This window comes from Roseateles sp. GW821-FHT09B06 (assembly GCF_059418245.1).
Map to the genome: position 1 here is coordinate 1 of NZ_JBWKPM010000050.1, position 11,947 is coordinate 11,947.

Annotated in this window: 14 protein-coding genes; 3 read left to right on the forward strand and 11 right to left on the reverse strand. The window is 69.0% G+C overall.

Annotated features, from left to right (window positions below; all coding sequences use genetic code 11):
- On the reverse strand, positions 1 to 368 hold a 368-nt coding region (locus tag AC07OQ_RS24070; RefSeq protein WP_495055677.1), incomplete at its 3' end, for an urease accessory protein UreH domain-containing protein.
- Between the two features lie 12 nt (positions 369 to 380).
- Entirely contained in the window at positions 381 to 1,796 is a 1,416-nt protein-coding gene (hemN, locus tag AC07OQ_RS24075) for an oxygen-independent coproporphyrinogen III oxidase (protein WP_495055678.1), read from the reverse strand.
- A gap of 98 nt (positions 1,797 to 1,894) precedes the next feature.
- Between hemN and fnr the strand changes: the two genes are divergently transcribed.
- On the forward strand, positions 1,895 to 2,710 hold the full coding sequence (fnr, locus tag AC07OQ_RS24080; protein ID WP_495055679.1) for a fumarate/nitrate reduction transcriptional regulator Fnr: 816 nt from the start codon (positions 1,895 to 1,897) through the stop codon (positions 2,708 to 2,710).
- Here fnr and AC07OQ_RS24085 read toward each other — a convergent pair whose 3' ends face one another.
- The 9 genes from AC07OQ_RS24085 to AC07OQ_RS24125 all read right to left on the reverse strand — a co-directional run bounded on the left by AC07OQ_RS24085 (position 2,711) and on the right by AC07OQ_RS24125 (position 10,317).
- Complete coding sequence (locus AC07OQ_RS24085; protein ID WP_495055680.1) at positions 2,711 to 2,902, reverse strand: hypothetical protein; 192 nt, start codon at positions 2,900 to 2,902, stop codon at positions 2,711 to 2,713.
- A 61-nt stretch (positions 2,903 to 2,963) separates the two neighbouring features.
- Positions 2,964 to 3,227, reverse strand: coding sequence for a hypothetical protein (locus tag AC07OQ_RS24090; RefSeq protein ID WP_495055681.1), 264 nt, complete (start codon positions 3,225 to 3,227; stop codon positions 2,964 to 2,966).
- A 26-nt stretch (positions 3,228 to 3,253) separates the two neighbouring features.
- Positions 3,254 to 4,732 carry a cytochrome c oxidase accessory protein CcoG gene (ccoG, locus tag AC07OQ_RS24095; protein ID WP_495055682.1) on the reverse strand — a complete coding sequence of 493 codons (1,479 nt, stop codon included), beginning with the start codon at positions 4,730 to 4,732 and terminating at the stop codon, positions 3,254 to 3,256.
- A gap of 9 nt (positions 4,733 to 4,741) precedes the next feature.
- Positions 4,742 to 5,650, reverse strand: coding sequence for a cytochrome-c oxidase, cbb3-type subunit III (gene ccoP, locus AC07OQ_RS24100; protein WP_495055683.1), 909 nt, complete (start codon positions 5,648 to 5,650; stop codon positions 4,742 to 4,744).
- Positions 5,643 to 5,804: a cbb3-type cytochrome oxidase subunit 3 gene (locus AC07OQ_RS24105; RefSeq protein ID WP_495055684.1), complete on the reverse strand. Its 162-nt coding sequence runs from the start codon at positions 5,802 to 5,804 to the stop codon at positions 5,643 to 5,645. Before AC07OQ_RS24105 ends, ccoP begins: the two co-directional genes overlap by 8 nt.
- 11 nt (positions 5,805 to 5,815) lie before the next feature.
- Positions 5,816 to 6,433, reverse strand: a complete 618-nt coding sequence (gene ccoO / locus AC07OQ_RS24110) for a cytochrome-c oxidase, cbb3-type subunit II (protein WP_495055685.1) — start codon at positions 6,431 to 6,433, stop codon at positions 5,816 to 5,818.
- A 13-nt stretch (positions 6,434 to 6,446) separates the two neighbouring features.
- Entirely contained in the window at positions 6,447 to 7,889 is a 1,443-nt protein-coding gene (ccoN, locus tag AC07OQ_RS24115) for a cytochrome-c oxidase, cbb3-type subunit I (protein WP_495055686.1), read from the reverse strand.
- Positions 7,886 to 8,104 carry a cbb3-type cytochrome oxidase assembly protein CcoS gene (gene ccoS / locus AC07OQ_RS24120; protein WP_495055687.1) on the reverse strand — a complete coding sequence of 73 codons (219 nt, stop codon included), beginning with the start codon at positions 8,102 to 8,104 and terminating at the stop codon, positions 7,886 to 7,888. The genes ccoN and ccoS overlap by 4 nt, the downstream gene beginning before the upstream one ends.
- Positions 8,105 to 8,112: 8 nt before the next feature.
- Positions 8,113 to 10,317, reverse strand: a complete 2,205-nt coding sequence (locus AC07OQ_RS24125; protein ID WP_495055688.1) for a heavy metal translocating P-type ATPase — start codon at positions 10,315 to 10,317, stop codon at positions 8,113 to 8,115.
- 51 nt (positions 10,318 to 10,368) lie between these two features.
- Here AC07OQ_RS24125 and AC07OQ_RS24130 point away from each other — a divergent pair, with 51 nt between their 5' ends.
- Together AC07OQ_RS24130 and AC07OQ_RS24135 are read left to right on the forward strand one after the other, a co-directional pair.
- A complete protein-coding gene (locus AC07OQ_RS24130; protein WP_495055689.1) occupies positions 10,369 to 10,815 on the forward strand; it encodes a DUF192 domain-containing protein in 447 nt (148 codons plus the stop codon).
- A 187-nt stretch (positions 10,816 to 11,002) separates the two neighbouring features.
- Positions 11,003 to 11,413 carry a hypothetical protein gene (locus AC07OQ_RS24135; protein WP_495055690.1) on the forward strand — a complete coding sequence of 137 codons (411 nt, stop codon included), beginning with the start codon at positions 11,003 to 11,005 and terminating at the stop codon, positions 11,411 to 11,413.
- Positions 11,414 to 11,947 lie beyond the last annotated feature (534 nt).

An 11,947-nucleotide genomic window follows, 5' to 3' on the forward strand; every position in this document is an offset into this window, starting at 1 on the left:
ATGCCGGCCAGCGCGACGCCGGCGGGGCGCGCGTCCGGCCCGCGGCGCCAACCCAGCCGCTCCAGCCAGGCCGGCTGGCGGCCGCGCCACAGCAGGTACAGGCCCAGAGCAAAGGCCGCCATGTGCAGCATCACCCACAACGGCCGCAGCAGCGCGCTGGCCTGGCCCAGTTGGGCGGCCCAGCCGGCGCTGGCCGCGGCCAGGGTGCCGCCGACCGCATAGCTCGCCCCCCGCGCCAGCTGGAAGCCCCAGGCGGCGCGCCGTTCGCCGCCGGCCAGGCCGGCACAGGCCGCACCGCACATCGCCACGCAATGCGGGGAGCCGGCCAGGCCCATCAGGGCTGCGGAGGCGAGCAGTGCAGCGTCCATGCCGCGACGCCGTCAGATGATCTTGGAGAACTGCGCGCGCGTGCGGTCGGCCTGCAGATAGCGGTCGAACACCATCGCCACCGCGCGCACGAAGTACCAGCCCAGCGCGGTCACCTCGATGGCGCCCGGCGACAGGATCACCATGCCGGCCTCCTGCAGCGGCGCCAGGCGCTCCAGCTCGGTGCGGAAATACTCGGGCACCTTGATCAGGTGGGACAGTTCGATCGATTCGAACTCCACCCGCCCCTGGCACATCAGGGCCATGATCACCGCGCGCCGCACCAGGTCGTCGCGGTTCAGCGCCAGACCGCGCACCACCGGCAGGCGCCCCTGGCGCAGCGTCTCGTAGTACTCGTCCAGGGTCTTGGCGTTCTGGCTGTAGGTGGCGCCGACCCGGCCGATGGCCGAGACGCCCAGACCGATCAGGTCGCAGTCGGCCTGGGTGCTGTAGCCCTGGAAGTTGCGGTGCAGCCGGCCCTGGCGCTTGGCCACGGCCAGCGAGTCGGTGGGCAGCGCGAAATGGTCCATGCCGATATAGCTGTAGCCCTGGGCGATGAAGCCGGCGATCGCGCCCGACAGCATCGCCAGCTTGTCGCCGGCCTGGGGCAGCTGGGCACTGTCGATGCGCCGTTGCGGCTTGAAGCGCTCCGGCAGATGCGCATAACCGTAGAGCGCGATGCGGTCGGGTCTGAGCGCCGCCACCTGGGCGACCGTGCGCTCGAAGGAGGCCGGCGTCTGCAGCGGCAGGCCGTAGATCAGGTCGACATTGGTGGACTCGAAGCCCAATGTGCGCGCTGCGCCCATCAGGGCCGCCACCTCGGCGTGGCTCTGCTGGCGGTGCACGGCCTGCTGCACGGCCGGGTCGAAATCCTGCACGCCGAAGCTCAGCCGGTTGAAGCCCAGGGTCCGCAGATGCGCCAGGCGTTCGGTGCTGACGGTGCGCGGATCCACCTCGATCGAGATTTCCGCACCCGCCTCCAGCCGGAAGCGCTCGCGCAGGTCCTGCATCAGGCGGCTCAGTTCGGCATCGCTCAGAAAGGTCGGCGAACCGCCGCCCAGGTGCAGCTGCGACACCGCCGGCGCACGCCCCAGTTGCGCCAGGGTCAGGTCCATCTCGCTGACCAGGGCCTGCAGATACTCGGTGGCGCGCTCGTGATGGCGGGTGATGACCTTGTTGCAGGCGCAGTAGTAGCAGACCGATTCGCAGAAGGGCACATGCACATACAGCGACAGCGGCGCCCCCCCGCCCACCAGGGCCCCGCTGGCGCGCTGGGCCAGGGCCTGTTCATAATGCTGGACCGTGAAGGCCTCGACGAAGCGATCGGCGGTCGGATAGGAGGTGTAGCGCGGCCCCGCAATATCGTATCGGCGCAGCAGCTCCGGGTTGATGACCGGGCCGGCGGTGGAAATTGTTGTGCAGGAAGGCATGGGCCCACTTTGCCAAGCCGGCAGCAAAGGGTCCTTGATGTGCATCAAGCCCGATGCGAGAAACCGCGACAACAATCGCTGCAAGTTTAAGGAGCATCATGTCCACATCGATAGAAGCCTCGCAGGATCCCGCCAGCGCCAACGGCGCCGAATGCTCCGGCCGGGTGGCGGCCAGGAACGCCAACGCGATCCCCCCGATCAAGATCGAGCCCTTCAAGGTGGCCTGCTCCAGCTGCAATCTGCGCGAGCTGTGCCTGCCGGTGGGCATGTCGAAGCAGGATCTGGAGCAGCTCGACAGCCTGGTGGCCACGCGCCGCAACGTGGCCCGCGGCGACACCCTGTTCCGCACCGGCGACACTTTCCAGTCGCTGTACGCTGTGCGCACCGGCTTCTTCAAGACCTGCGTGTCGGCAGAGGACGGGCGCGACCAGGTGACCGGCTTCCAGATGGCCGGCGAGCTGCTGGGGCTGGACGGCATCAGCAACGACCGCCATTCCTGCGACGCGGTCGCGCTGGAGGACTCCCAGGTCTGCGTGATCCCCTATGGCCAGCTGGAAGAGCTGTCGCGCGAGTTCACCGACCTGCAGCACCAGTTCCACAAGATCATGAGCCGCGAGATCGTGCGCGATCATGGCGTGATGCTGCTGCTGGGCAGCATGCGCGCCGAGGAGCGCCTGGCGGCCTTCCTGCTGAACCTGACCCAGCGCCTGCAGGCGCGCGGCTTCTCGGCCTCCAGCCTGGTGCTGCGCATGACGCGCGAGGAGATCGGCAGCTATCTGGGCCTGAAGCTCGAAACGGTGTCGCGCACCTTCTCCAAGTTCCAGGAGGAAGGCCTGCTGGACGTGAAGCAGCGCCAGATCCGCATCCTCGACCAGGCCGGGCTGCAGCGCCTGATCAACAGCACGAACTGCTGATCATTCGCCTGCCAGCAGCAGGCTCAGGCCCGAAGTCAGGGCCGTGACCGCCCAGAAGCACAGGAAGGCCAGGCTGTAGACCGCGGTCGCGGACAGGCCCGCCGGTCCGGCCAGCACGGCCGGGTCCAGCAGGCTGAACAGCAGCCCCTCCAGCACGCCCGCCATCAGGAACGAGGGCCACAGCGCCGCCATCAGCCGGCGCGATTGCCGCGATGGCCGCGATTGCCCGACCGGGCCGGCCGCGCCGTCCATGCTAGCGAGGCCGAGCAGCGCCGGTGGCCGCATGGTTGCGCGCCTTGACCGCCGGCTCCAGGGCCTGGCTCTGGCGCATGTCGGCCGAGGGCCCGACCCGGGTCTCGATCACCGGATCGGGATGGGTGATGGCCAGCACCAGGGTGGCGATGGAGGCCAGCACGACGGCGCCGGGGCCGCCGACCACCAACCACATCATGCGTTCGCGCCACCAGGGGCGCGGCGCAGCCGGGTCGGCGGGGCTCGCGGAGGGCTTGCTCGACATGATCTCTCTCCTTTGACTCGCGTGCTTCAGCGCGGCACCACGAAGGTGGACTTCTCGCGCACCGAGCGGGCGTCATCGCCCGCGCTCGCCTCCGCGCCGGACGCCGCCGCGCGCAGGATCTCGAAATGGATGGGATGGGCACCGGCGCCGGCGCGGGCCGCGCTGTCGGGCGGCAGGCGCAGCGCCAGCGCGACCCAGCGCCCCTCGGCCGGCATCAGTTCCAGTTCCAGGGGCTTGGCCAGCGCCAGCCCGGGCAGGCCCTCGACGCCGACCCGGTAGCGCTGCACGCGCTCGGTGGCATTCATGATCTGCAGGCGGTAGATGTTCTCGATCCGGCCCTCGTCGACCAGGCGCGCCAGCGCGGCGCGGTCGCGCAGCACATCGACCCGGAACGGCGCGCGTAGCGCCAGGCCGGCCAGCATCGCACCGCTGAGCAGCAGCAACACGGCACCGTAGATCAGCACCCGCGGGCGCAGCACACGGCGCCAGCGCTGGGCGCGGCTCAGGTGCTGGGCCAGGCCGTTTTCGGTGTCGTAACGGATCAGGCCGCGCGGATAGCTCATCTTGTCCATCACGTCATTGCAGACGTCGATGCAGGCCGCGCAGCCGATGCACTCGTACTGCAGGCCCTTGCGGATGTCGATGCCGGTGGGGCAGACCTGCACGCACAGCGTGCAGTCGATGCAGGAGCCCAGGCCCAGGGCCTTTAGATCGGCCTTCTTGGAGCGCGAACCGCGCGGCTCGCCGCGCTCGGCGTCATAGCTGATGATCAGCGTGTCACGGTCGAACATCGCGCTCTGGAAACGCGCGTAGGGGCACATGTATTTGCACACCTGCTCGCGCATATAGCCGGCATTGCCATAGGTGGCGAAGCCGTAGAACAGCACCCAGAACCATTCCCAGGGGCCTAGGCCGAAGGACAGCAGCTCGCGGCCCAGTTCCTTGATCGGCGTGAAGTAGCCGACGAAGCTGAAGCCGGTCCACAGGCCGATGGCAATCCAGACCAGCTGCTTGCCGCCCTTGCGCCAGAGCTTGTTCAGCCCCCAGGGCGCCGCGTCGAGCTTGATGCGCGCATGGCGGTCGCCCTCGAACTTCTGCTCCACCCACATGAAGATCTCGGTGTAGACCGTCTGCGGGCAGGCGTAGCCGCACCACAGCCGCCCCGCCACCGCGGTGAAGAAGAACAGTGCATAGGCCGAGACCAGCAGCAGGGCCGTCAGGTAGATGAAGTCCTGCGGATACAGCACCAGGCCGAAGATGTAGAAGCGCCGCGCGCCCAGGTCGAACAGCACCGCCTGGCGGGCGTTCCACTCCAGCCAGGGCAGACCGTAGAACACCAGCTGCGTGATCCAGACCAGAGCCCAGCGCCAGGCGGCGAACCAGCCATGCACCGCGCGGGCATGGATCTTTCCTTCCGACTGGTACAGCGACACCAGCTCGCCGCTGCCCGCATCGACGGGCTGCAGCGGGATGACCTTGGCGCGGGGACGGCCCGGACTGCTCATCGGATGGCCTTACTGCTTGGCGGCATGCGACAGGCCCCAGACATAGGCCGCCAGCACCCGGATCTGCTCGGGGCTCAGGCGCGCCTCATGGGCCGGCATCTGATTGTTCTTGCCGCCGTTGATCATCGCCACCACGGCGTCCTCGCCCCAGCCGTGCAGCCACACCTTGTCGCTCAGGTTCGGCGCTCCCAGGGCCGGGTTGCCCTTGCCACCGGGGCCATGGCAGGCCGCGCAGGCGCCGAACTTGTCCTTGCCCAGTTGCGCCGCCACCGAGTTGTGCGGGCTGCCGGACAGGCTCAGCACATAGTGGGCCAGATTGCGCACATCGTCGGCATTGCCCACCGCGGCCGCCATCGGGGGCATCACGCCGGTGCGGCCCTTGGCGATGGTCTCCATGATGGTCTCGTGCGCGCCGCCGTAGAGCCAGTCGCCGTCGCTCAGGTTGGGAAAGCCCTTGCTGCCCTTGGCGTCCGAGCCATGGCAGCTGGCGCAGTTGTTGGCAAAGATGCGCTCGCCCATGGCCATGGCGTTGGCGTCGCCGGCCAGCTTGTCGACCGGCATCGCCCGGTACTTGGCATAGACCTCGGCCAGCGCCGCGCGGGCCTTGGCCTGCTCGGTCTCGTACTGGCCCGTGCTGCTCCACCCCAGCGTGCCGGCCGCGCTGCCCAGGCCCGGGTAGAGCGCCAGGTAGATGCCGGAGAACAGCACGGTCAACACGAACAGACCCATCCACCAGCGCGGCAGCGGGTTGTTCAGCTCGCGCAGATCCTCGTCCCAGATATGGCCGGTGGTGTTGTCGCCGGCCATCACACGGCGACGCGCCGCGATGATCAGCAGCAGCAGGCAGAACAGCAGGCCGCCGATCGTGGTCGCGGCGACAAACCAGGACCAACCGTTGGAGAAAAAGTCGCTACTCATTGCTTGTCACTCCAGCCTCGTCCTGCAAGGGCAGGGCCGCCAGTTCGTCGAAGGCATGCGCGTCGCGCTTGCTGCTGTACACCCAGGCCACGATGGCCGCAAACATCAGCAGCAGCAGCACGGTGACGGCGCTTCTCAGGTCATTGATGTCCATCACTGAGTCCCTCACTTCAGGGCCGTGCCGAGGACCTGGAGATAGGCGATCACCGCCTCCAGCTCGCTCCTGCCCTTGACGGCCTCGGCCGCGCCGGCCACGTCGGCGTCGCTGTAGGGCACGCCCAGCGTACGCAGGGCCTGCAGCTTGGGCGCCATCTCTGCCGGGTTCACGCCGGCGCTGGCGAGCCAGGGGTAGGCCGGCATATTGGACTCGGGCACCAGATCGCGCGGATTGATCAGGTGGATGCGGTGCCATTCGTCGCTGTAGCGGCCGCCGACGCGCTGCAGGTCCGGGCCGGTGCGCTTGCTGCCCCATTGGAAGGGACGGTCGTAGACGAATTCGCCGGCCGTCGAGTAATGGCCGTAGCGCAGGGTCTCGGCGCGGAAGGGGCGGATCATCTGCGAGTGGCAGTTGTAGCAGCCCTCGCGGACATAGATGTCGCGCCCAGCCAGCTGCAGCGGCGTGTAGGGCTTGAGCCCCGGCACGGCCTCGGTCGTGGAACGCTGGAAGAACAGCGGCACGATCTCGACGACGCCGCCGACCAGCACGGTCAGCAGCACCAGCACGATCATCAGGAAGTTGCTGGTCTCGATTTTCTCGTGACCGCTCACGGATTTCGTTGTCATCTTGGGCTCCTCCTCAGGCGTGAGCGACGGCGGCAGGCACGCGCACCGGCTCGTAGCGGCCGATACGCGCCGTCATCAACACGTTCCAGGCCATCACGCACATGCCGCCGAGGTACAGCAGGCCGCCCGCCAGGCGGATCACGTAGAAGGGATAGCTGGCCTTGACGCTCTCGACGAAGCTGTAGACCAGCGTGCCGTCCGGATTGGTGGCGCGCCACATCAGGCCCTGCATCACGCCGGCGATCCACATCGCGGCGATATAGAGCACGATGCCCAGCGTCGCGATCCAGAAGTGCAGCTCGATCGCGCGCTTGCTGAACATCTCGGTGCGGCCATACATGCGCGGGATCAGGTGGTACAGCGAGCCCATCGAGATCAGGCCCACCCAGCCGAGCGCGCCGCTGTGCACATGGCCGACGGTCCAGTCGGTGTAGTGCGACAGCGCGTTGACCGTCTTGATCGACATCATCGGGCCCTCGAAGGTCGACATGCCGTAGAAGCTCAGCGAGACGATCAGGAACTTCAGGATCGGGTCGTCGCGCAGCTTGTGCCAGGCGCCGCTGAGGGTCATGACGCCGTTGATCATGCCGCCCCAGCTGGGCGCCAGCAGCACCAGCGAGAACACCATGCCCACGCTCTGCGCCCAGTCGGGCAGCGCGGTGTAGTGCAGGTGGTGCGGGCCCGCCCACATATAGGTGAAGATCAGCGCCCAGAAGTGCACGATCGACAGGCGGTAGCTGTAGACCGGGCGCTCGGCCTGCTTGGGGATGTAGTAGTACATCATCCCGAGGAAGCCCGCGGTCAGGAAGAAGCCCACCGCGTTATGGCCGTACCACCACTGCACCATCGCATCCTGCACGCCGGCATAGGCCGAGTAGCTCTTGGTCCAGCTGACCGGCAGCGCCGCGCTGTTCACCAGGTGCAGCAGGGCCACCGCGATGATGAAGGCGCCGAAGAACCAGTTGGCCACATAGATGTGCCTGACCTTGCGGATGCCCACGGTGCCGAAGAACACGATCGCGTAGCTGACCCACACCAGGGTGATCAGGATGTCGATCGGCCATTCCAGCTCGGCGTATTCCTTGCCGCTGGTCATGCCCAGCGGCAAGGTGATCGCGGCCGCCACGATCACCAGCTGCCAGCCCCAGAAGGTGGCCCAGGCCAGCTTGGGCGCGAACAGCCGGGTCTGGCCGGTGCGCTGCACCACGTGATAGGCGGTGGCAAACAGCGCGCAGCCGCCGAAGGCGAAGATCACCGCATTGGTGTGCAGCGGGCGCAGGCGCCCGTAGCTCAGCCAGGAAATGCCCAGGTTCAGTTCGGGCCAGGCCAACTGGGCGGCGATGATCACCCCCACCAGCATGCCCACCACGCCCCACAGCACGGCGGCCAGCGCAAAGGCGCGCACGACCCCGTCCTCGTAAACGGGCCCTGTACGCCCGGTTGCCCCACTCGTCATTGCGACGCTCCTTGTGATGATGGCAAAAATTCTCGGCGGCGCTCGGCTGCCGGGGCTTGATCGCCGTCAACCGGCGGCGCTTCCGCTTCGAAAATCCGTTCGCCTTCGCGCTCCAGGTCTTCCAGCTGGCCGCTGTGCAGCGCCCAGCCGAACAGGCCGACGATGGCCAGCACCAGCACCACCGACAGCGGGATCAACAGGTACATGATTTCCATCGCGCTTCTCAGTTCCTTTGCAGGTGCAGGGCGTTCAACACGACGAACAGCGAGCTGAGCGCCATGCCCAGGCCGGCGGCCCAGGGCGGCATCAGCCCGGCCAGCGCCAGCGGGATGCTGGCGGCGTTGTAAAGGGCCGCCCAGGCCAGGTTCTGGCGGATCACGCGGCGCGTGCGCAGCGCCAGCTCGCGCAGGCGCGCCACGTCGCCCAGGCGCCCCGACAGCAGCACGCCATCGGCCTGCGCGCGCGCCAGCAGCGCGCCCTGCCCCATCGCCAGGCTGGCATCGGCGCGCGCCAGCACCGGTGCGTCGTTGATGCCGTCGCCCAGCATCAGCAGCCGGTGGCCGGCCGCCTGCAGCCGCTCGACCTCGGCCAGCTTGTCCTCCGGACTGGCGCCGCCGACGGCCCGCTGCACACCGGCCCGCCGCGCCATGGCCTCGACCCGCGCCGGCGCATCGCCGGACAGCAGCAGCGTCGCCAGGCCCAGCGCATGCAGCCGCGCGATCGCGGCCTGCGCATCGGCGCGCAGGCGCTCGCCGAAACGCAGGCTCAGCAAGACCTGCCCCCCGGTGCCGAAGGCCAGCTGCGCTGCGGCCTCGCCCCCCGCGCCGACCCAGGCCGGCGCGCCCAGGCGCCACAACCGGCCCTGTTCGTCGCGCGCCCGCAGGCCGCGGCCGGGGATCTCCTCGACCTCGTGCCATGCGCCCTGCCCGTCGGGACAGGCCTGCGCCAGCGCACGCGCGAACACATGCTGCGACCGGCGCGCCAGCGCCGCGGCGCGCGGCAGCAGCTCCGCCTCGCCCGCCTGCTCCAGCAGGGCCATGCCCTCCTCGCTGAGCGTGCCGGTCTTGTCCAGCACGACGAGGTCGACCCGCGCCATGCTCTCCAGCAGCTCCAGCCGCGCCAGCAGCACGCCGCGCCGCGCCAGGTGACCGGCCGCCGCCAGCCGGGCCGAGGGCGCGGCCAGCGACAGCGCGCAGGGGCAGGTGACGATCAGCACCGAGACGGCCACCCAGATCGCACGCTCCGGCGCGATGAAGCTCCAGGCCAGCGCGCCGCCGGCCGCCAGCAGCAGCACGGCCCACAGAAAGGGTCCGGCCACCCGCTCGGCCAGGGCCAGCGAGGCCGGACGCGCCACCAGCGCCTCGCGCATCAGGCGCACGATGGCTTCGAACCGCGTGTCGGCGCCGAGCCGCTCGACCCGCAGCAGCACCGGCGCCTGCAGGTTCAGGCTGCCGGCCACCACGGCCGCCCCGCAGGGCTTGGCCACCGGCTCGGACTCGCCGCTCAGCAGGGCCTCGTCGGCCGCCGTGCTGCCCTGCTCGATGCGGCCGTCGGCCGGAAAGGCCGCGCCCACCGGCACGCGCAGCAGATCGCCGACGCGAAGCGCCGCGGGCGCGACCCGGCGGCCCTGCCCGTCGGCCTCGATGCGCTCCACCAGCTCCGGCAGCCGGCCCATCGCGCCCTCCAGCTCGCGCGCGACCCGGTGGCGCGCGCGCAGCTCCAGCCAGCGCCCGGCCAGCAGGAAGCTGACGAACATGGTCAGCGAATCGAAATAGACCTCGCGGCCGAAGGCGCCGCCCGGGTCGAAGGTGGCACCGCTGCTGGCGACGAAGGTCACCGCGATGCCCAGCGCCACCGGCACGTCCATGCCCAGGCGGCGCTGGCGGATCTGCGCCCAGGCGCTGCCGAAGAAGGGGCCGGCCGCGAACAGCAGCAGCGGCAGCGAGAGCACCCAGGAGCCCCAGTTCAGCAGGCGGCGCAGGTCCTCGCTCAGCTCGCCCGGCGCCGCCACATAGGAAGGCCAGGCCAGCATCATCACCTGCATCATCAGGAAACCGGCCACGAACAGGCGCCAGACCGCGCGGCGCTGCTCGCGCTCGCGCAACTGCCGGGCCGGCGCCGCAGCATCCGGCAGCGCGTCGTAGCCGGCGCGCCGCACCGCCTCGATCAGGCGGCTCAGGCGCGTGCGCTGCGGCGCCCAGGTGAGCCGCAGGCGCTCTGCCGCCGCATTGACCTCGGCCGCCAGCACGCCGGGCTCGGCCCGCAGCGCCCGTTCGATGATGCCGGCGCAGGCCGCGCAATGCAGGCCCGAGAGCCTGAGCTGGGACACCGCCTCGGCCCCTTCCGCGCGCCATTGCGTGAAGGGCGCCTGCGCCTCGCGCTGGTCCAGGGCTTCGCGGTCGGCAATGGAGAGGGTGGCTGTGCTCATCGAGGCGCTTGTCGTCACCCGATAATCTAGGCAGGCCGAGCCCCCCAAGACATGATCTATATCAAGACACTCGCATCCCTGACCCTCGCCGCCCTGCTGGCCGGCCCCGCGCTGGCCCAGGACGGGGCGCGGCGCCTGCCCGCCACCCAGCTCAGCGCCGGCATGCACCTGATCCAGGCCGAGCTGGCCGAAACGCCCGAGCAGCGTGCGATCGGCCTGATGCACCGGCCCAGCATGCCCGCCAACGCCGGCATGCTGTTCGTGTTCGAACAGCCCGGCGTGCAATGCTTCTGGATGAAGAACACCCTGCTGCCGCTGTCGATCGCCTTCCTGGCGGACGATGGCAGCATCGTCAACGTCGCCGAGATGCGGCCCCGGTCGGAGGCCCAACATTGCTCGGCCAGGCCGGTGCGTTACGCGCTGGAGATGAACCAGGGCTGGTTCGCCAAGCGCGCGATCAAGGCCGGCGCCCGGCTGCGCGGCGGCCCCTGGAAATAAGCAGAAAGGCCGGCATCAGCCGGCCTTTTTTTCTTCCCCGGGTTTTACTACGCTGTTGACCCAAGAAATCCCGGAGAGTGAGCATTGGCGCGGGCTAGCGGGGAGTTGAGGTGCTTCCTCTAGCGATTCTTGCGCCCCATTTCGCTTGGCAAAATAGGCGTGAGTCAATCACGCCAACATGCGGTCTATGGGACGCCCCCGAACCTCGCTTCCCCCTGGTCAGGCCGATGAGGCGCTCGCCTATGCCCAACGCGCCCTCAACCGCAAGGCCGAGTACTTCTCAGCCGGCCTGAAGGAGACGAAGCGGTCTTTGGGCGCCCTTCGAAGGCGCAGCCTGACGCTTCGCCAAGGTGACTTTGCGGTGGAGGCCAACAGCTGGCTCGAGCAGCACCTGACTGCAGAAGGTCGCCAGGCAATGCTGGCGGCCCTTCGGCAGAGCAAAGCAGGGGCAAGTCGTCAGGAGGCCAGCCGAGTGCTGCGGCTTCCGATGTCGACGCATGCAGCGCTAACCGCGCTCGCCGTTCGCCGCGGGCTGACGGTGGCAGCGCTGCTTTCGGAACTGATGGCAGGGGCAGCGTCGGCAGACGATGAGGCCTAGCAGGGTTTCCCGTTCTTGAGTGGGCCGGTCCAGTTGTCCTACACTCATGGCACGGGCCGTTCCGCCGGCCTGCCCGCCCACAAGGCGAAGCCGTATCGGCAGCGCGAACATCTTCATCGACGAGTCCTGCCTTGACCTTCCAATGGTCGCCGCTGGCTCGGTGTGTGGGCGCATCGGAGTCACCGCGACCGCGGAGTCAAGCCATGGCTGTGTCTTTCCTGCCCCCTCAGCTCGAGCGCTTCCGTCGTGAAGCCAAGAAACTCGCGCGCGAACTTTCCATCATCCGGGACGCTGAGTTCCCGCGCTGAGCGTCAGCCGGTCTGCGGCCGGGCGACTATGCCTTCCGGTCGCTGACCCTTGCCGGGCGCGCCAAGCGTATTGCCAACAGGGGCCCCTCCCAAATAGGCTACACGCTCCAAAAGCCCGGTTTCAGGGCTTGGGCAGGGAGGGCCATGCTTGTTGATTCCCGCGCAATCCTGACCCACCGTTTCCATCCAATCTTGACCCACCCTTGTTAGTGCCTCTGGGGCTCAG